This window comes from Bradyrhizobium macuxiense, assembly GCF_007993935.1.
GTDB lineage: Bacteria > Pseudomonadota > Alphaproteobacteria > Rhizobiales > Xanthobacteraceae > Bradyrhizobium > Bradyrhizobium macuxiense_A.
In genome coordinates this window covers 81287-100743 of the sequence record NZ_VITY01000013.1, presented here as the reverse complement: position 1 = coordinate 100743, position 19457 = coordinate 81287, and the positions used below count along the sequence as shown (strand labels likewise).

Annotated in this window: 21 protein-coding genes; 3 read left to right on the top strand and 18 right to left on the bottom strand. The window is 65.6% G+C overall.

Translation table 11 applies throughout. The features are described from left to right. The first annotated feature begins 94 nt into the window (after window positions 1-94). The gene (locus tag FBZ93_RS30105) at window positions 95-943 is read left to right on the top strand and encodes a DUF72 domain-containing protein (RefSeq protein WP_146991063.1); all 849 of its coding nucleotides are present in this window, start codon (window positions 95-97) and stop codon (window positions 941-943) included. Between the two features lie 10 nt (window positions 944-953). After that, a complete protein-coding gene (locus tag FBZ93_RS30100; protein ID WP_146991061.1) occupies window positions 954-1415 on the top strand; it encodes a DUF488 domain-containing protein in 462 nt (153 codons plus the stop codon). Here FBZ93_RS30100 and FBZ93_RS30095 read toward each other — a convergent pair. The 9 genes from FBZ93_RS30095 to FBZ93_RS30055 form a co-directional block, all read right to left on the bottom strand. Then, window positions 1412-2329 (bottom strand): PhzF family phenazine biosynthesis protein, encoded by a 918-nt coding sequence (locus FBZ93_RS30095; RefSeq protein WP_146991059.1) that lies wholly within the window; start codon window positions 2327-2329, stop codon window positions 1412-1414. The two genes, FBZ93_RS30100 and FBZ93_RS30095, sit on opposite strands and share 4 nt — an antisense overlap. A 112-nt stretch (window positions 2330-2441) precedes the next feature. Further along, window positions 2442-3341, bottom strand: a complete 900-nt coding sequence (locus FBZ93_RS30090) for an amidohydrolase family protein (RefSeq protein ID WP_146991057.1) — start codon at window positions 3339-3341, stop codon at window positions 2442-2444. A 15-nt stretch (window positions 3342-3356) separates the two neighbouring features. Further along, on the bottom strand, window positions 3357-4601 hold the full coding sequence (locus tag FBZ93_RS30085) for an MFS transporter (protein WP_146991055.1): 1245 nt from the start codon (window positions 4599-4601) through the stop codon (window positions 3357-3359). 46 nt (window positions 4602-4647) lie between these two features. Continuing rightward, a complete protein-coding gene (locus FBZ93_RS30080; RefSeq protein WP_146991054.1) occupies window positions 4648-5376 on the bottom strand; it encodes a GntR family transcriptional regulator in 729 nt (242 codons plus the stop codon). A gap of 73 nt (window positions 5377-5449) precedes the next feature. After that, entirely contained in the window at window positions 5450-6763 is a 1314-nt protein-coding gene (locus tag FBZ93_RS30075) for an adenylate/guanylate cyclase domain-containing protein (RefSeq protein WP_246667703.1), read from the bottom strand. A gap of 111 nt (window positions 6764-6874) precedes the next feature. After that, complete coding sequence (locus FBZ93_RS30070) at window positions 6875-8038, bottom strand: ABC transporter permease (RefSeq protein WP_146991052.1); 1164 nt, start codon at window positions 8036-8038, stop codon at window positions 6875-6877. Between the two features lie 18 nt (window positions 8039-8056). Beyond that, the gene (locus FBZ93_RS30065) at window positions 8057-9016 is read right to left on the bottom strand and encodes an ABC transporter ATP-binding protein (protein ID WP_146991050.1); all 960 of its coding nucleotides are present in this window, start codon (window positions 9014-9016) and stop codon (window positions 8057-8059) included. After that, entirely contained in the window at window positions 9013-9810 is a 798-nt protein-coding gene (locus FBZ93_RS30060) for an HlyD family secretion protein (protein ID WP_146991048.1), read from the bottom strand. The genes FBZ93_RS30065 and FBZ93_RS30060 overlap by 4 nt, the downstream gene beginning before the upstream one ends. Then, on the bottom strand, window positions 9807-10532 hold the full coding sequence (locus tag FBZ93_RS30055) for a TetR/AcrR family transcriptional regulator (RefSeq protein WP_146991046.1): 726 nt from the start codon (window positions 10530-10532) through the stop codon (window positions 9807-9809). The genes FBZ93_RS30060 and FBZ93_RS30055 overlap by 4 nt, the downstream gene beginning before the upstream one ends. A gap of 378 nt (window positions 10533-10910) precedes the next feature. Here FBZ93_RS30055 and FBZ93_RS30050 point away from each other — a divergent pair, with 378 nt between their 5' ends. Then, the gene (locus tag FBZ93_RS30050) at window positions 10911-11654 is read left to right on the top strand and encodes a DUF4239 domain-containing protein (RefSeq protein ID WP_146991197.1); all 744 of its coding nucleotides are present in this window, start codon (window positions 10911-10913) and stop codon (window positions 11652-11654) included. A 230-nt stretch (window positions 11655-11884) separates the two neighbouring features. Here the strand turns inward: FBZ93_RS30050 and FBZ93_RS30045 are convergent, their stop codons facing one another. The 9 genes from FBZ93_RS30045 to FBZ93_RS30005 all read right to left on the bottom strand — a co-directional run bounded on the left by FBZ93_RS30045 (window position 11885) and on the right by FBZ93_RS30005 (window position 19407). Next, entirely contained in the window at window positions 11885-12295 is a 411-nt protein-coding gene (locus tag FBZ93_RS30045) for a DUF2000 family protein (RefSeq protein WP_146991044.1), read from the bottom strand. 136 nt (window positions 12296-12431) lie between these two features. Beyond that, complete coding sequence (locus tag FBZ93_RS30040) at window positions 12432-12782, bottom strand: DUF4189 domain-containing protein (protein WP_246667710.1); 351 nt, start codon at window positions 12780-12782, stop codon at window positions 12432-12434. 283 nt (window positions 12783-13065) lie between these two features. Beyond that, window positions 13066-14670: an NTP transferase domain-containing protein gene (locus FBZ93_RS30035; RefSeq protein ID WP_146991041.1), complete on the bottom strand. Its 1605-nt coding sequence runs from the start codon at window positions 14668-14670 to the stop codon at window positions 13066-13068. Then, the gene (locus tag FBZ93_RS30030; protein ID WP_146991039.1) at window positions 14667-15368 is read right to left on the bottom strand and encodes an XdhC family protein; all 702 of its coding nucleotides are present in this window, start codon (window positions 15366-15368) and stop codon (window positions 14667-14669) included. The genes FBZ93_RS30035 and FBZ93_RS30030 overlap by 4 nt, the downstream gene beginning before the upstream one ends. Window positions 15369-15370: 2 nt before the next feature. Then, window positions 15371-15694 carry an XdhC family protein gene (locus FBZ93_RS30025; RefSeq protein ID WP_021077800.1) on the bottom strand — a complete coding sequence of 108 codons (324 nt, stop codon included), beginning with the start codon at window positions 15692-15694 and terminating at the stop codon, window positions 15371-15373. A 29-nt stretch (window positions 15695-15723) separates the two neighbouring features. Then, window positions 15724-16926 (bottom strand): vWA domain-containing protein, encoded by a 1203-nt coding sequence (locus FBZ93_RS30020; RefSeq protein WP_146991037.1) that lies wholly within the window; start codon window positions 16924-16926, stop codon window positions 15724-15726. 113 nt (window positions 16927-17039) lie between these two features. Further along, window positions 17040-17948, bottom strand: a complete 909-nt coding sequence (locus FBZ93_RS30015) for an AAA family ATPase (protein WP_146991035.1) — start codon at window positions 17946-17948, stop codon at window positions 17040-17042. Window positions 17949-18045: 97 nt separating this feature from the next. Next, window positions 18046-18852 (bottom strand): FAD binding domain-containing protein, encoded by an 807-nt coding sequence (locus tag FBZ93_RS30010; RefSeq protein WP_146991033.1) that lies wholly within the window; start codon window positions 18850-18852, stop codon window positions 18046-18048. A 69-nt stretch (window positions 18853-18921) separates the two neighbouring features. Beyond that, the gene (locus FBZ93_RS30005) at window positions 18922-19407 is read right to left on the bottom strand and encodes a (2Fe-2S)-binding protein (protein ID WP_016840414.1); all 486 of its coding nucleotides are present in this window, start codon (window positions 19405-19407) and stop codon (window positions 18922-18924) included. Window positions 19408-19457: the final 50 nt, after the last annotated feature.

Genomic DNA, 19457 nt, shown 5'->3' with positions numbered 1-19457 from the left:
ATAAGCATCCCCGCGCCAATCTGGCAAACTGGTCAATCACGATTATTTTGACTACTCTCGATGCCTGTTCCCCTCCCTCACGATGAGTGCAGTCGTGGCCAAAGCTCCCACCAAGGCGACCAAGACAGACACCAAGACGACCAAGACGGACGCAGGCAACATCTATATCGGCATCGGCGGTTGGACCTTCGAGCCGTGGCGCGGGGTGTTCTATCCGGAGAAACTCACGCAAGCGAAGGAGCTGTCCTACGCCGCCTCGAAGCTTACCTCGATCGAGATCAACGGCACCTATTACGGATCGCAGAAGCCGGAGAGCTTTCGCAAATGGGCCAGCGAAGTGCCGGACGGCTTCATCTTCTCGCTGAAGGGGCCGCGCTTCGCGACCAACCGCCGCGTGCTCGCCGAGGCCGGCGATTCGGTGAAGCGGTTCTATGATTCGGGCGTGCTGGAGCTGAGGGACCGGCTCGGCCCGGTGCTCTGGCAGTTCGCGCCGACCAAGAAGTTCGACGGCGCCGATTTCGGCAAGTTCCTCGAACTGCTGCCGCGCAAGCTCGACGGCCGTGCGCTGCGCCACGTGGTCGAGGTGCGCCACGACAGTTTTTGCGTGCCCGAATTCGTCGCGCTCATTCGCGAGCACGAGGTGCCGGTGGTGTTCGCCGAGCACGGCAAATATCCGGCGATTGCCGACGTCGCCAGCGACTTCGTCTATGCCCGGCTGCAAAAGGGCAATGACGAACTGAAGACCTGCTATCCACCGAAGCAGCTCGACGCCTGGGCCAAGCGGTTTCAGGACTGGGCCGGCGGCGGCGAGCCGGACGACCTGCCGAAGGTCGGCAAGTCAGCGCCGAAGAAGGCGCCGCGCGACGTGTTCGCCTACGTGATCCACGAGGGCAAGATCCGCGCGCCCGCCGGCGCGATGGAGCTGATCGAACGGGTGAAGTGAGCGAACGGCGATGGCGAAAGCGAGGAAGCTGTTCACCATCGGCTACGAGCAGACGCCGTCCAAGGCTGTGCTCGACGAGCTCCAGCACGCCGGCGTCAAGCTGCTGGTCGACGTCCGTGCAATCGCCTCCTCGCGCCGTCCCGGCTTCTCCAAGACCCAGCTCGCCGCCGGCCTCGACGAGCGCGGCATCGGCTACGTCCACCTCCGCGGCCTCGGCACGCCGAAGAGCGGGCGCGAGGCGGCGCGCAGCGGGCAATATGCGCTGCTGCACAAGATCTATTCGGCCCACCTCAAGACGGTGCAGGCCAAGGAAGAGCTCGACGAGCTGTCGGCGCTGGTCAAGAAGTCCGGCCCGGTCTGCATCCTCTGCTACGAGCGCGACCACGAGCATTGCCACCGGCGCTGGATCGCCGAGATCATCGAGGAGCGCGACGGCGTGAAGATCGAGAACCTGGCCGCGCCGCAGGTCTAGCCGCCCTCGCCCGGCAGGTTCAGCGTCCCCTGCATCATCTGCACACAGGCGCCGCCGACATGCGCGGATACGACTGCGCCGTCCTCCTTGTGGACGCGGGTCAGCAGCAGGCTCGGCCGGCCCATGTCGAAGCCCTGGCCGATCGTCAGCTTCACGGTGCCGTCGCGCAGCGGATCGAGCGTCGCAAGCAGCGCGGCCGCGGCGACCGTGGCGCTGCCGGTCGCCGGGTCCTCGATCAGGCCGCTTGATCCCGGAAAGAACATCCGCGCCTGCAGATCGCACGGCGCTTCCGCGGCGGGGACGTCGCGCGTGTAGAAATATGCGGAGAAGGCCCCGTCACGCGGGAAGAAGCGGGCGAACGCCGCCGCATCCGGCTTTGCCCGCCGGACCGCGTCGCGCGATGCGACCTCGAAGACCAGGAATGGTGTTCCGACACCGACCACCTGCGGGATCTGACGATCCGTCCTGACGTCATCAGCCGTGAGCGAGATCAGGCTCGCGACTTCGCCCGCAGAGAATTGCGACAGGCGCGACAGCGGCTGCGGCGCGGTGAGCTCCGTCGCAACGACCCCGTCGCCCTCTCGCGCGATATCGACCGGTACCAGTCCCGCCTTCTCCTCGAACACCAGACGCGGCTTTGGTTCCTTCGCGAGCTGCGCCAGCACGAAGGCGGTCCCGACATTGGGATGCCCGGCGAACGGCAGCTCCCTGACCGGCGTGAAGATGCGAACGTTGGCGTCGTTGGCCTTGTCCTGCGGCGGCAGAACGAAGGTCGTCTCGGAATAGTTGAACTCGGTCGCGATCGCCTGCATCTGCGCGGTCGACAGCCCCTGGGCGTCGAGCACCACGGCGAGCGGGTTGCCGCCGAAGGCGCGGTCGGTGAAAACGTCGACAGTGATATAGCGCCGCTGCATCTTGCGTGTCCTCGTGCTCCGGTCATCCGCGACCGATGGCGTCATCGTAGCACGGCTGCAACGACGCCATTCAGAGCACTCAGTACAATCGCGCGCGAGCTAGACAGGTGAGCTAGAACCGAAACAGCGCACGCGGCGATGCGAGCACACGAGCTCGCTCGTCGGCATCGGTGACGAGCTCGTCGAGGAATTTGCGGTTCTTGGCGTAACTCTGCACCGACTCGAATTGCGTGTGCGGCCAGTCGCTGCCCCATAACAGCCGATCGACGCCATAAGCGTTGCGCAGCAGCGGATACGCCTGCTTCGCGAATGCCTCTCCGTTGGGACCATTGCGGTATGGCGCCGAGATCTTGACCCAGACATTGCGTGTCGCGCCAAGCTTGAGCACGGCCTGGAATCCGGGATCGTCGATGCCGAGCTTGGGATCGGGCAAGGCGAAGTGATCGAGCACGACCTTCACGCCCTGGTCGAGCAGTGTCGGCGCGAGCGTCGCAAGGTCGGTCGCGTTGCGCTGGATCTCGACCTGCCAGTCGAGCGCCCTGATCTGCGCCAGCAGCGCCGTCCACTCCGCCGACGTCAGATCGGGCAGCGTCTGGCCGACCAGATTGAGACGGATGCCGGCGACGCCGGCGCGATCGAGCGCGCGAAGCTCGTCGGCTGCAACGGCAGGATCGACCACGGCGATGCCGCGCAGCCGGCCATTGGTCGCCTTCAGGCATTCGACCAGATAGGAATTGTCGGTACCGAGAAAGCTCGGCTGCACCAACACACCGTTGGTGATGCCGTTCTGGTCGAGCTGCTGCAGATAGAGCGCGAGCGGCGCGTCGTAGTCGGGCGCATAGCGCCGACCCGGCGCGAGCTTCAGCCCGCGATGGAAGACGTGGGCATGGGTATCGATCGCCGGTTGCGGCACCTCAGCCCTCACTTTGCGCGCCAATCCGCCTGCCGACAGCGCGGCAACCATCCCCGCGGCAAACCGGCGCCGCGTCAAGCCATGCTCGTTCGATGTCATGATCATTCCTCATCATCACGCGCGCGCAGCAGTGGCCTGCTCGAAAACCTTGCCGCGGGTTTCCGGCAACATCAGCACCGCGACCAGCACCAGCGAATAGGCAAACGCAGCGTCGATCCCGATCGCAGCCCCAAGGCCGATGTGATCGCTGAGATAGCCGACCAGGAAGGGAAACGCCGCGGAGACGATGCGGCCGAAATTGTAGCAGAAGCCGACACCGGTGCCGCGCACGCCGGCCGGGTAGAGCTCGCTGAACAGCGCCGCCATGCTGGCGGGAATCCCCGCCGAGAAGAAGCCGAGCGGAAAGCCCAGCACCAGCATCTGCGAATTGGAGAGCGGCGCGAAGATGTAGACCAGCACCGTCACGACACAGGCCGCGGCGAACAGCGTCACATTGGCGCGCCGGCCGATCCGGTCGCTGATGATCCCCGAGGCCACGCAGCCGCAGAAGAAAGCGACGATGATGACCGCGAGATAGGCGCTGGAGCCGAGCACCGAGAGATGCCGCACCTCGCGCAGAAAGGTCGGCAGGAATGTCGTCAGCGCGGCATAGCCGCCATGGGCGCCGATGCCGAACAGCCCGCCGATCAAGGTCGACCGCAGCACGTCGCGGTGGAAGATTCCGGCGAGCGTTGCGAAGAACGGCGGCTCGGCCGCGCGCGATGCGGCCCGCGGCGGCTCCTTCAATCCGCGGCGGATGTAGAGGATCAAGAGCGCGGGGATCAGGCCGACCGCGAACAGGATGCGCCAGGCGATCTCGGCCGGCGCATAGGTAAACACCAAGGCCGAGAGCAGCACCGCCGCGCCCCAGCCGACCGCCCAGGCGCTCTGCACGGCGCCCAGCGCCTTGCCGCGATGCTCGGCGCGAATGATCTCGGCCATCAGCACCGCGCCGCAAGCCCATTCGGCGCCGAAGCCGATACCTTGAATGGCCTTCAGCACCAGGAGCTGGGGGTAGCTCGTCGCAAACGCACAGGCGAAGGTCGCGAGCGCGAAGGTCGCCACCGTGATCTGCAGCGCTTTCACGCGCCCGAAGCGATCGCCGAGCGCGCCGCCGAGCCAGCCGCCGAACGCGCCGAAGAACAGCGTGACCGAGCCGAGCAGACCGGCATCGGCCTTGCTGATCCCGAACGCGGTGATCAGCGCCGGAATAGCGAGACTGAACATCTGGACGTCGAGCGCATCGAGCCCCCAGCCGCCAAAACTTGCCCAGAAGGTGCGCCGTTCGAGCGGCGAGCATTCGCTGTACCAGTTTGCCATCATTCCTCCCTGAAATGTCTTGTGTTGTTTTATTTGCTTGCCGCGCTCATCTGATCTCGGCGTGGTAGCGGAAGCGATCCGCCGGCCCGCGCGAGCGACGCCATTCGATCGGCCGCCGCTCCAGATCGAAGGCCAGACGCTCGATCACGATCAGCGGCGCGTTGGCCTCGAGCCGCAGCAGGCGCGACTGCATCTCGGTTGCGATCTCGACGGTGAGGATTTCGTCGGCGGAGACGACGACCTGGCCGCAGCGGTCTTCGTAGAGCGGATACAGCAAGTCGCCGAACTCGGCGGTGTCGAGCGCAAGGATCGCCTCGAAGCGCGACCGCTCGAGCCAGATCTCCTCGGCGAGCAGCGGCACGTCGTCGATCAGCCGCAGGCGCGACAGGCTGATGACGGGCTCGCCGACGGAGATGCGCAGTGCCGACGCGACGGCCGTCGTCGCCGGCATCGCCTTGCGCCGCACGATGCGGCTTTGCGGCACGCGGCGCTCGCCGGTCTCGGACTGGAAGCGGAAGAAGCGGAACAGCGACGAGTTGAACCGCGCGCGGCGCACGAAAGTGCCACGGCCCTGCTGGCGCTCCAGCACGCCGTCGCTGACGAGCTGGTCGATCGCCTTGCGCACGGTGCCGATCGCGACGCCGTAATGCGCGCCGAGCTCGGCCTCCGACGGGATCAGGTCCCCCGGACGCCATTCGTTGCGATTGATGCGCGCCGCGAGATCGTCGCGGAGACGCTGATAGCGCGGCAGGCGGTCGTCGAGGGCTGAATTCATCTAGTCATCTATATGAGTATATGACGACGCGTCAATCACTACCCGAATACCTCAAATTGCTAAGGGCTGCGGCCTACCCCAATTGCCAGACCGCCACGGGTTGCTCGTAGCCGCGCACCGGGATCTCGCCGCGCGAGACGGCGTCCTTGCACTCGTCGCCGAGCGCGTCGCGCACCGCAGCCGAGATCAGGAATTGCGTGCCGAGCTCCTTGTTGAGCGCCTCGAGCCGCGCGGCAAAGTTCACGGTGTCGCCGATCACGGTGTACTCCTTGCGTCGCGGCGAGCCGATATTGCCGGCGACGACCTCGCCGACATGAATGCCGATGCCGATGCGCAACGGCCAGCTCGACGTCGCGTTGGTGCGCTCATTGGCGGCCAGCATCTCGCGGGCGGCGGCAACCGCCTGGTGCGCGGCGTCGCCGGCCTCGAACGGCGCACCGAACAGCGCGAGGAAGCCGTCACCCAGAAACTTGTTCACGATGCCGCCATGGCGATCGAGGATATCGACCAGCACCGCGAACGCGCCGTCGAGCCTGTCCACCACCTCCTGGGGCGAGCGCGTGCTCGCCCCCGCGGTGAAGCTGCGGAAATCGACGAACATCACCGCGACGCGGCGGATATCGCTGCCGGTGCCGGCGCCCTCGGTCATCAGGCGTTCGACCACTTGCGGCGAGACGTGCTGGCCGAACAGATTGGTGATGCGGTCGCGCGCGGTAGCGGCCGCAATGCTGGCCGCGAACTGCCGCCGCAACTGCATGCCCACTGCACCCGCCAGCATGCCGCAGATCAGGATGATCGAGCTGCGCGCGGCGTGATAGTAGATGCTGGGATCGGCCTCGACGCCATCGGCCGCGTGGAAGAACACCGCCATGTAGAACAGCTCGGTTGCCGCGACGAAGCCGGTGAAAGTCGAGAGCCAGAAGTCGAGCCGCAGCGTCGAGAGGATGATGAAGACGAAGTAGATCAGCGGCGCCACGAAGCCGAGCGCCTCCTGGCGGCCCATGCTGTCGATATGCAGCGCCAGCACGACGGTCGGCAGCGACGTCTCCACCAGCACGCCGACGTAACGCCGGATCACCGGCAGGTCGCGCCCCTTGCGCATGTGCCGGCTGATCGCCCCGTGCACCCAGAGCTCGAACACAATCAGCGGCACGATGACGTAGAACACGTAGACCGGGCTGAGGTTGCCGTGCCAGACGCGGCTGACCGCCTCGGGGGCAAAGAAATAGACCAGCAGGCTGATGACGCCGAGCAGGATCGTGGTGCCGATCAGCACCTTGATGCGGAGCAGCTCCGTGGTCATCACCCCGCGCATCAGGGCGTGATGGAAGTCCGTCGCGACCGTCGTGCCGCTTCCTGCCATGTCTTTGTCCGAAATTGCCGTCATTCCCCACCCCCGTCATTCCGAGGCGCGAAGCGAACCCGGAATCTCGAGATTCCGGGTTCGGTGCTTCGCACCGCCCCGGAATGACGATGAATAGCTGCGTTTATACTAGCCTCAATCGAGCGTGCGGCGGAAGCGCGTCACGGCGACGGTCATGGCGAACAGCATCAAGGCGACCAGCGCGATGGTGTCGTATTGCAGGTTTTGCATCGCCGCGCCCTTCAGCATGATGGCGCGGACGATGCGCACGAAATGGGTCAGCGGCAGCCCCTCGCCGATATATTGCGCCCAGACCGGCATGCCCGCGAACGGAAACATGAAGCCGGACAAAAGGATGCTCGGCAGAAAGAACATCATCGAGAGCTGCATGGCCTGCAGCTGGTTCTGCACGATGGTCGAGAACGTGTAGCCGATCGACAGATTGGTGGTGATGAACAGCGTGGTCAGCAGCGCCAGCAGCGCGAAGCTGCCGAGCACCGGCACACCGAACACGAACACGCCGATGCCGATGATCAGCGCAGCCTGGATGAAGCCGACCAGCACATAGGGGATGATCTTGCCGAACATCACCTCGATCGGCTTGATCGGCATCGACAGCAGGCTCTCCATGGTGCCGCGCTCGATCTCGCGCGTCACCGACAGCGCGGTGAAGATCAGCATGGTCATGGTCAGGATGGTCCCGACCAGGCCCGGCACGATGTTGAGGCGCGATTCCGCGGCCGGATTGTAGCGGGCATGGGCGCGGATCTCGAACGGCATATCCGGGGGATCGCCGATGTGCAGGTCATGCGCCAGCGCGGTCTGCACCAGCGGCCCGAGCGTCGCGAGCGCGGTGCCGGACGCCACCGGGTCGGTGGCATCGGCCGCGACCAGCAGCGCCGGCCTGTCGCCGCGCCGCACCGCCCGCTCGAAGCCGCGCGGGATCTCGACGCCGAACAGCACCTTGCCGGATTGCAGGAGCTCGTCGAACTGCGCGACGGTATGGACCTCGCGGGTGAAATGGAAATAGGAGGTGTTCTCCATCGCCTTCAGGATCGACCGCCCGAGATCGGTGTCCTCCTGGGTCAGCACCGCGGTCGGCAGATTGCGCGGCGTGGTGTTGATGGCGTAGCCGAACAGCGTGAGCTGCAACACCGGCAGCATGATGATCATGGCAAACGAGACGCGGTCGCGGCGAAGCTGGATGAACTCCTTGACGAGCATCGCATAGCTGCGGCGCCAGAAGCCGAATGCCGGCTCCCTCTCTTCGCCATTCCGGATCGTATCCGTCGCACTCATGGCACTTATCCCTGACGACTATCCTTGGAAATTGTCCTTGGTGCGCCCCATCAGATCGATGAAAACATCCTCGAGCGACGGCTCGCTCGGCTGCCAGCGCCACTTCTGATTGTCGCGATAGGGTGCAATCGCAGCCTCGAGCGCCGCCTTGTCGCGGCCCGAGACATGCAGGCTGGTGCCGAACGGCGCCACCATGTCGACGCCGGGCTTATCCGTAAGCTCGGCCATCAGGCCGTTGAAATCCTCGCCCGTCACCGTCCAGGTCGACAGCGCGGAAGCCGCGATCACCTCGTCCACCGTGCCGTGAGCCAGCAGATGGCCGTAGGCGATGTAGGCGATCTCGTGACAGCGCTCGGCCTCGTCCATGTAGTGGGTCGAGACCAGCACGGTGAGGCCTTCGGCGGCGAGCGCGTGGATCTCGTTCCAGAAATCGCGCCGCGCCTTGGGATCGACGCCGGCGGTCGGCTCGTCCAGCAGCAGCAACTGCGGATTGGGCAGCGTGCAGGCGCCGAGCGCGAGCCGCTGCTTCCAGCCGCCGGAGAGGTTGGCGGCGAGCTGTTCCTCACGGCCCTTCAGCCCGATTCGCGCGATCATGTCGGCGGCGGCACCGCGCGCATCCGGCATGCCATAGAGCCGCGCCACGAATTCGAGGTTCTCGCGCACCGACAGATCCTGGTAGAGGCTGAAGCGCTGCGTCATGTAGCCGACCTTGCGCTTGATCTTGTCGGCATCGCGCCGGATATCGTAGCCGAGGCAGGTGCCCTCGCCGCTATCGGGTGTCAGCAGGCCGCACAGGATGCGGATGGTCGTGGTCTTGCCGCTGCCGTTGGGGCCGAGGAAGCCGTAGATCGAGCCGCGCTTGACCTGCATCGACAGGTCGTGGACCACCTCGCGTCCGCCAAACGATTTGGTCAGGCCCTTCACATCGATCGCAACGGACGATGCGTTGGACTGCGTGCTGGTGGGGCCGCCGTTCATCTGCGCTCCGCCACCGGCGTCTTTGAATTGGTCTTGGGATTGAGGTAGATGCTGATCGGCTGACCGACGCGCAGGACATCGGGCCGGCTCGGCCGCGCCTGGATCAGATAGACCAGCTTGTTGCGCTCATCGAGGCTGTAGATGACGGGCGGCGTGTACTCCGCTGACGTGGCGATGAAGTAGATCTTGGCGGTGAGATCGGCGGCGCAATTGTCGCAGGTCACCCGCACCTCATCGCCGAGCGCGAGCTTCGGCAGCTCGGTCTCCGGCACGAAGAAGCGCAGCTTCATGTTGCCGGGCGGCATGATCGACAGCACCGGCCGCTGCGCCTGCACCATCTCGCCCTCGCGGAAATAGATCTGCTGGATGGAGCCGGCGATCGGTGCAAAGCCCTTGCGGCGGTCGAGCCGCGTCTGCGAGGTGTTGACGCGCGCCTCCGCGACGCGCAGCGCCGAGACGGCGGAATCGAGATTGGCTTGCGTGCCGGCGCCGGTGCCGCGCAGCGAGGCCGCGCGGTCGTAGCTCTGCTGCGCATTGGCCAGCGTCGCGTTGTTCTGGTTGAGATCGGCGCGCTGCAGGTCGTCGTCGACTGTATAGAGCAGATCGCCGGGCTTGACCTCGTCGCCCTCGCGCACATTGAGCTTGATCACCCGACCGGATTCGTCCGGGCTGACGAAGATCATGTCGGCCTCGACCCAACCCTGGAAGCCCGGATCGCGCTTCTCCTGGCAACCGGCCAGCACCGCCGCCAGCGCGACGGCGGCGATCAGCTTCATCATGTGCGACGCGGTCATGTCTGCCTCCGTTCGCCGAAGATCAGATCGAGATGAATTTTGAACATCGCGAGCCCGTCGAGCGGCGCGTGGCGGGCGAACAGGCTTTGCCAGATCACCGCGACGATCGCGGGCGCCACCACCAGCTGCGGGAATTCGCCGAGCTCCCGATGCTTGATCTCGCCGCGCGTGATCGCGAGCTGGACCAGCGCCTTCATGCCGGTCAGGCCCTTCGACACCACCTCGCGGAAATAGAAATCGGCGATCGCCGGAAAGCGCGGCCCTTCGGAGACGATCAGACGGATGATGTCGCCGCGCCGGGTGGACACGACCTCGCGGATGAAGGTCTCGGCAAACCCCTCCACCGCGTCACGCACCGGACCGGTGATGGTGGGCAGCGCCGTCATGCGGCTGATCAGCGGCACCAGCGCGGTGCGGATCAGCTCCTCGAACATCGATTCCTTGTCCTTGAAGTACAGATACAGCGTGCCCTTGGCGACGCCCGCCCGCTTGGCGACGTCGTCGAGCCGCGTCGCGGCAAAGCCGCGGGCGATGAACTCGTCCATCGCCGCCTCGACGATCGCAGCGCGCCGCTCCGCCGATTTCTCGGCCCGGTTCGCCGGTGGCCTCGCCTCGGCCAGCTTCGCCGAGGCCACCTTCGGAATCCTCGCCGCGGCAGCCCGGATCGTGGCCGGGCGTTTGGCAGGCTTGGTGTGGGTCGTCTTTTCCGTGCGCTTTGTCATGGCCTACATTATGACTGACTGGTCAGTCATTGTCAATGTGATCAGAAGTAACCGGCTGCGGCGCGAAACGTTCCTGTTCTTGGGTGGGCGTCCGGCCCCGATCTCGCGGCGCGTTCCGCCCGAGGTTTGCCCTCTCTCAATCAGACGGCGCAGGGAAAGCCGGGTGCCGATCGCACCCGTGGCTCCCACGCAATAAAAACGCGGATCACGGGTGTTACCGGAAACAACCCGGCTTTCCCTGCGCGACGGGCTAAGGCTTACTTCGTGCTCTCCCACAGGGGAGGCAGCGCGATCATGCGCTGCGGCAAGAGTTGATTCAGGCGATCGGCTGGGGAGACGCCAATGAGCGACTGGCTACACAACCTTTCGGTGCCGTGGATGGCCATAGTCGTCTTCGGCTTCACTTATTTTCTCGCAATGCTGGTGTTCATGGCCGTTGCGGCGCTGTCGACCAAGGCGCGGACGGCCTCATTCAAATCGATCTCTGCCGGCTTGTTGCCGGTGCTCGGCGTCATTTTCGGCCTGTTCGTTGCCTTCACCGCAGCGCAGGTCTGGAGCGCCAGCGAGCACGCCGCAACGGCGGTGAGCCGCGAAGCCAGTGCGTTGCGGGCGGTGATCCTTCTCGCCGGCGGCCTGCCGCCGGAACAGGAGGCGCGCTTGCGCAGCCTCGTTCATGACCACGTCGAGGAAGCGGTCGCCGTGGAATGGCCAATGATGGCGCGCCAGAAGGCTTCGCTCAAGGCGGCACCTGCCGCCCTCACCGAGGCGCTGCGGCTGGTCATTTCGATGCCTGTGCAAAGCCCGGGTCAGCAGACGGCGCAGCGCGAGATCATCACGGCGCTGGATACGGCGCTCGACGCGCGACGGCAACGGCTCATCCTCAGCCAGTCTGAAGTCAACTCAATCAAGTGGTGGTGCCTTTACATTCAGGCGGTCTGCGAGTTGCTGGCGATCGCCCTTATTCACTGCGACAATCGGCTGGGATCTGCCATCGCCATGGGACTGTTCGCGACCGGCGTCGCGACATCGGCTCTGCTGATCGCAGCGCATGATCGGCCGTTCACGGGCCAGATATCGATTGCGCCGACGCCGTTGCTGCAAATCATGCCGGACAAGGGGTGAGCCGGTAGTGATGGACGCACCGGCGGAAGGGTTCCCTCCTTGCGGGGGAGGGTTAGGGAGAGGGGTGTCACACGACGCGCACTCTCCGTATCTGTCACCGGCGATAAGAGAACGAGGTTGAGAGGCTCCCATCTCATGAGTCATTTCGTCCGCGGCACACCCCTCTCCCCACCCTCCCCCGCAAGGGGGGAGGGAGCCTGACCGTCGTGCTCACCTCACGTGTACGCCCGCTACGTATGAAACTTCAGCCCATCGAGGATCTTGTCGACCACCTTGCGCTCGGCGCGAAAAGCGAGGCCGACGAGGTTGAGCTCGGTGCGCGCGACCGCCCTCACCACTTCGCGGTTGGCGGCGTCATGCGTGGTCTTGAACATGTCCTCGGTGTAGAGCGCAGGTTTCACGTCGCGCGCCAGCGCACGCTCCAACGCGCGTGACAACTGCGCGCGATCAGCGCCGTAGATCAGGATCGGCTGGCCGATCAAAGAGAGATATTGCGTCCCCGAACCATCCTCGTAATTCTCGCCGATGCATTCGGGAAAGGAAGCTGCGATGCCACCGGCGAGAAACGACGCCACGTTGAGCTTCTGCCAGACTTCCAGGTCGGTGCGGATCACGACCGCGATCTTGGTGTCGAACTGCATGGGGCAAGTCTAGCCGCAGGCCGATGGCAAGCGCCAGTCCGGACGGTGCAGATCTCATCTGCCCGTCAAACGTTGACGTTCGTTTCCTGCAAGGCCTCCGGGCGGCCAACAATCGCCGGGGTTCTTGTAGCCCGCCCTACCCCTTGGCGTCGCAGGCCCAGGCGCGGATCACGCATTCCTTGCCGCCGTATTCATAACACTTCTTGGTCGCGGCATTGAGCGAGCTCGAAATCTTTGGCGCCACCGCATAACCATGCGCGCCGCAGGGGTTCTTCATGTCGATCGACAGCGCGGCACAGGCGCGCTTCATGGTGACGGTGGTGCAATCGCCCTTGCACTGCTTGAGCGCCGCGGCGCGCGCCGCGCCTTCCGCGGGATAATCATAGGCCTGACCATACGCGCCGCACTTGCCGACCGCGAAGGCGCCCGCCGCGCGGGCGTTGGGGATGAAGTTTTCCACGGAGAGACGCGTAGCCCCGAGCAGCAACGTCAGGACAAGTATCGTCAGCGCGCGGCGCTGCGCGGCGGCGGTCGAAATGATCAAGTGGAAATCCCCCAAAGTCCGGCGCGGACTGTACGCGGGGGTCGTTGCCAGATGGTGAATGACGGGTTGATGGCGGGACGCCGCTCCATCCCCTCGTCGTCCCGGCGAAGGCCGGGACCCATAACCACCGAACGCTGCTATGGGCGAAGCAGCGGCCCCAGCCTCGCAAGACAATCCGCATTCGTGGTAATGGGTCCCGGCCTTCGCCGGGACGACGCGGATAATCTTAGCCCCGCCTTGCGGCTTCCAGCGCCTGCGGCGTGTCGATGTCGAGGAAGGCGCTGTTGCCTTCGACCGGGACCTCGGCGACCACCTCGGCATGCTTGGCGATCAGATGACGGGCGCCGATATCGCCGTCGAGCGTCATCAATTCCTTGAAGAAGCGCCGCGACCACAGCACCGGATTGCCGCGACGGCCTTCGCTGACCGGCACTGCGATGAGATGGCCGCGGTCGGGCGCGAAGGTCTCGATCAACCGATCGATCAGCTGCGCATCGATCAGCGGCATGTCGCCGAGGCAGACGATCGCGCCGTCGGCGCTGTCGGAAACAGCCGAGATACCCGCCTTCACCGAGCTCGCAATGCCGCCGGCGAAATCCGGGTTGCGCACGAACTTGACCTTGAGCCCGTCAAGCGCCTGCTCGACCAGGTCGCCCTGATGCCCGGTGACGACGATCACCTCCGAAGCCTTCGAGGCCAGCGCCTGCTCGGCGACGATGCGCGCGAGCTTCTTGCCGTCGAGTTCGGCGAGCAGCTTGTTCGGGCCGCCCATCCGGGTCGAGCGGCCGGCGGCGAGCACGATCGCCGCGACGTTGCGGTTGCCCTCGGTGTCCGGCACGGTGCGCGGCTGCGGCCGCGTCACGATCTCCATGAGAAGACCGCCGACGCCCATGCCGGTGAGATCCGACCGCGTCACCTTGATGCCGGCGAGCAGCCGCATCAGCACCCAGTCGAACCCGTTCTCGACCGGCGAGCGCGCACAGCCCGGCGCACCCAGCACCGGTACGCCGCCGGCGCTGCCGATCAGCAGCAGATTGCCGGGATCGACCGGCATGCCGAAATGCTCGACCGCGCCGCCGATCTCGGTGATCGCAGCAGGAATCACGTCGCGGCGATCGGCGATTGCGGATGCGCCGAACACGATGACGAGTTCGGCGCCCAAGCCGAGCAATTCCTTGATCGAGGCGGCGAGCACCGTCTCGTCATGCGGCACGCGGCGCTCGGCGATGATGGTGGCGCCGGCCGGCGCCAGACGCTCGGCGGTGACGCGCAGCGTCTTGTCGATCACCTTCGGTGCAAGGCCCGGCAGCAAGGTGGAGACCACGCCGACCTTCTTGATCACGTAAGGCGCGATCCGCAGCGTGTCCTTGCCGGCGACCGCGACGGCGGCGTCGCGCAAGCGCCCCTCGACGCCGAACGGGATCAGCTTGACGGTCGCGATCATCTCGCCTTCGACCACGGGCTTGTAGGCCGCGAGCGTCGCGAAGGTGATGGCCTCGTCGACGCCGTTGATGCGATCGACTGCGGCGCGATCGACCACCAGCACGCCGGGGCGCGCCGCGAACAGATTGGCGCGGCCGGTGAAGGCGCGCTCGACATTGACGCCCTCGCCCGCCACCGCCTGCGCGATGCCGGCGGCAGCTGTGTCCTCGGAGACGTCGCCGTCCTCCAGCCGCACCACGACGACGTCCTTGACGCCGGCCTTGGTCAGCGCCTCGACTTCCTCAGGGCCGATGGTGGTGCCCTTCTTGAGCACCAGCGCGCCCTGGCGGAGTGTGTGCACGGTGACGCCGCCAATCGCGTCGGCCGGACTGGCGGGACCGAACTTCATGCCGCTTCTTCTTTTTCTTTGGGAGGCAGACGCAGCTGCGCGGTGATCTCGGCCATGATCGCAACCGCGATCTCCGACGGCGACACGGCGCCGATGTCGAGCCCGATCGGCGCGTGGATGCGCGCGATGTCGCTGTCCTTCGCGCCCTGCGCGCGCAAGCGCTCGGCGCGCTTGGCGTGAGTCTTTCGCGAGCCGAGCGCGCCGATATAGAAGCACTCGCGGTCGAAGGCATGCAGCAGCCCGGGATCGTCGATCTTGGGATCGTGGGTCACCGCGACGAACGCGGTGTAGTGATCGACGTTGAGCGGCGGCAGCGCGACGTCGGGCCATTCGGCGACCAAGGGCACGTCGGGGAAACGCTCGGGGCTCGCGAACGCGGTTCGCGGATCGACCACCGTCACGTCATAGTCGAGCGAGCGCGCCAGCGGCGCCAGCGCCTGGCTGATATGGACCGCGCCGATGATCACGAGCTTTGCGGTCGGCGCATAGACGTTGAGGAACAGCTTCTTGCCCGCAACCTCGACATTGCCGCTCTTGCCCATCCTGAGCTGCTTTGAAAGCTCGGCGCGCAGCGGATCGGCGGCGATGTCCGCGGCCTTGACCAGGCGCTGATCGCCATTGGCGGTGTCGGTGACGATGATGACCGGGCGGCGCGCGGCGCGCTCGGCGTTGAGTTCTTTCAATATCTCGAGCTTCACGGCTAACCGACCTTCTCGACGAAGACGCGGATGGTGCCGCCGCAGGACAGGCCGACATTCCAGGCGGTCTCGTCGGCGACGCCGAATTCGAGCATTTTTGGTTGCCCGCTCGCGATCACGTCGAGCGCCTCGGTGACGACAGCGCCCTCGACGCAGCCACCGGAGACCGAGCCCAGAAACGTGCCGTCGTCATTGATGACGAGGCTGGAGCCGGCCGGACGTGGCGCCGAGCCCCAGGTCTCGACCACGGTGGCGAGCGCCACGCCATGGCCCTGCTTCTGCCAGGTCTCGGCGGCCTGCAGAATGTCTTCGTCGCGGTTGAGCATGGTGGCCTCCTGCTATCGGGTCAGGCTTCTTAGGCAACAGAGCGGATCAGGCTGCGGTGGTGCGCCGGCGGCGGGGATGACAGCGCCCCGATCAAGCCCTTGATGGACGTCAAGTTATGCACCGGGCGAAATTCGTCAACGTGGGGCAACATCATTTTGATGCCCTGCGCCTTGGCCTCGAAGCCCGAGTAGCGCAGCAGCGGGTTGAGCCAGATCAGGCGGCGGCAGGAACGGTGCAAACGGTCCATTTCGAAGGCCAGTTTGGCATCCGCCTCCCGTTCTAGTCCATCGGATATAAGGAGGACGATGGCGCCCTGCCCGAGCACCCGGCGGGCCCAGAGCTGGTTGAAAGTGTGCAGCGAGGTCGCGATCCGGGTCCCGCCGGCCCAGTCCTCGACCGAGGACGAGCAGCTCGCCAGCGCCTCGTCCGGATCACGCGCCCGTAATGCGCGCGTCACATTGGTCAGACGGGTGCCGAACAGGAACACCGAGACGCGCTTGCGGGCATCGGTGATGGCATGCAGGAAGTGCAGGAACAGGCGGGTGTACTCGCTCATCGAACCCGAGATATCGAGCAGCGCCACGATCGGCGCCGGCTTCTCGATCCGGCCGAGCTTGCGGATATCGATGATCTCGCCGCCGGTGCGCAGCGAGTTGCGCACGGTGCGGCGCATGTCGAGCCGCAAGCCGCGCGCGTCCGGCTGGTAGCGGCGGGTGACGAGCTCGGCCTGCGGCAGGCGCATCTTGGCGATCTCGCGCGTCACCTCGGCAATCTCCGCCGCGGTCATCTGCGCAAAATCCTTCTTCTGCAGGATCTCCTTGTCGGAGACCGAGAGCTTCAGCTCCTGCTCCTGGGCCTGCGGCCGCTCCTCGCTCTTCGCCGGCTGCGCCATCGCCTCCTGGACCCGCCGCGAGGCCGGCGGCGGCTTCTTCTTGGCGTGGTCGGGCAGCGGCACCGAATCGAGCATGCTCTTCCACTCCTCGGCGGCGCGGAAGAACAGCATGAAGGCCTGGCGGAAGATCAGCGCATGCTCATGGCGCTTGACGAAGATCGCTTCCAGCGTGGCGTAGAAATCGGAGCGGTTGCCGACCTCGATCAGCTGCAGCGCATCGAGCGCATCGATCACCGAGCCCGGCCCGACCGGCAGCCCGGCTGCCCGCAGCGCGCGGGCAAAGCCGATCACGTTGTCGGCCATGTGGCCGGTCGGAGGATTGAGATGGTTGATCGTCATGGAATCCATTTCCCGTCGTTCCGGGGCGCACGCGGAGCGGGCGAACCCGGAACCTCGAGATTCCGGGCTTCGCATCGCCCCGGAATGACGAATGTTGTTACGACGCGCGCGACTTACGTCTCACTCGTCGCTTCCTTCAATGTCTTCTGCAACGCATCGCCCTGCATGCGCGCGATGTCGTCCTGGTACTTGAGCAGCGCGCCCAGCGTGTCGCCGACCACCTGCGGCGTCAGCGAGCGGGCGTCGAGCTCGGACAGCGCGGTGGCCCAGTCGATGGTCTCGGCAACACCTGGGGACTTGTAGAAATCCTGGCTACGCAGCGCCTGCACGAAGCGCACGACCTGCTGCGACAGCTTGGCGGAGATGTTTGGCACCCGCGACTTGACGATCGCGAGCTCGCGCTCGGCCGAGGGGTAATCCACCCAGTGATAGAGGCAGCGCCGCTTCAGCGCGTCGTGGATTTCGCGGGTGCGGTTCGAGGTGATGATCACGATCGGCGGCGCCGGCGCCTTCACGGTGCCGAGCTCGGGGATGGTGACCTGGAAGTCGCTGAGGATTTCCAACAGATACGCCTCGAACGCCTCGTCGGCGCGGTCGAGCTCGTCGATCAAAAGCACCGGCGGGCCGGCGACATCAGGCTCGAGCGCCTGCAACAGCGGCCGCTTGATCAGGAAGCGCTCGGCGAAAATGTCGCTGGCGAGCTGGTCGCGATCAGTATCGCCGGAGGCTTCCGCAAGGCGGATCGCGATCATCTGCGCCGCGCTGCTCCACTCATAGACGGCGGAAGCGACGTCGAGGCCCTCATAGCATTGCAGGCGGATCAGCTTGCGCCCGAGCGCCGCCGACAGCACCTTGGCGATCTCGGTCTTGCCGACGCCGGCCTCGCCTTCGAGAAACAGCGGCCGGCCCATGCGCAGCGCAAGAAAAGTCACTGTCGCGAGCGACCGCTCTGCGAGGTAGCCGCGCGACGTCAACAGCTCCTCGAGCGCATCGACGGAAGTGGGTAACGCCGATGCACTCATGGAACAGCCAGTCTTTGAACAGGGGTTAGCAAGGTCACGCGTCAGATCTAGTCCTTGGGATCAGGTTTGGATCTAGTCCCTTGGATCTAGTCCTTAGCTAGTCCTTGGCGTTGGCGGCTTCCACCGCCCGGCGCGTCAAAACGCCGATCAGATGCGCGCGGTATTCCGCGCTGCCGTGCAGGTCGCTGTTCAGCCCTTCGGAGGGAACCGCGATGCCGTCGAGCACCTTGTGCGAGAAGCGCTTCTTCAAGGCCTCCTCGAACGCGGTGGCGCGGAACACACCGTCCGAGCCCGCGCCGGTGACCGCGACGCGCACGTCGGACGGACGCTTGGCCACGAACACACCGACCAACGCATAGCGCGAGGCCTGGTTGCGGAACTTGATATAGGCCGCCTTCTTCGGCAGCGGGAACATCACCTTGGTGATGATCTCGTCGGCCTCCAGCGCGGTCGAGAACAGGCCCTGGAAATACTCCTCGGCCTTGAGGCGGCGCTTGTTGGTGACGATGGTCGCGCCCAGCGCCAGCACCGCCGCCGGATAGTCCGCGGTCGGGTCGTTGTTGGCGAGCGAGCCGCCGATGGTGCCGCGGTGGCGCACGGCGGGATCGCCGATCAGGCCGGCCAGTTCGGCCAGCGCCGGGATCGCCTCGCCGACAACAGCGGAGTTCGCAACGTCGGCGTGCTTGGCGGTGGCGCCGATCACCAGCGAACGGCCCTTCATCTCGATCGTGTCGAGACCTTCGATATGGGAGAGATCGACCAGATGCGGCGGGCTCGCGAGCCGCTGCTTCATGACCGGCACCAGCGTGTGACCGCCGGCGATCAGCTTGGCGTCCTCATTCTTCACCAGGAGATTGGCGGCCTGCCGCACGGTGCCGGGACGGTGATATTTGAATTCGTACATTGGCAAAATTCCTGGGAATGTCCTGATCGCGATCGCGACGAATTGCTGATTGAGCGAGGTCCGACTTGTTTAAGCCAAGTCCGATTTGGCCATCGCCTTGGCGCCGGCGGCGATCGAGGCCACGATGTTCTGGTAGCCGGTGCAGCGGCACAGATTGCCTTCCAGCTCCTCGCGGATCACCTCGTCGGAGAGCTCGTGGCCCTTGCGATGGACGAGGTCGACGGCGGTCATGATCATGCCCGGCGTGCAGAAGCCGCACTGCAGGCCATGATGCTCGCGGAAGGCCTCCTGCATCGGATGCAGCGGCGCGCCGTCGGCGGCGAGCCCCTCGATGGTCTTGACCTCATGACCGTCGGCCATCACCGCGAGCGTCGTGCAGGACTTCACCGCCTTGCCGTCCAGGTGCACGACGCAGGCGCCGCACTGCGAAGTGTCGCAGCCGACATGGGTACCTGTCAGCCGCAGGTTTTCGCGCAGAAACTGGACCAGAAGGGTACGGGGGTCGACATTCGCGTTGACGGGGTTGCCGTTCACGATCATTGAAATCTTGGCCATCAGCACTCTCTTATCTGCGCCACCGCATATCGGCGAAGCAGGCGGTTTAA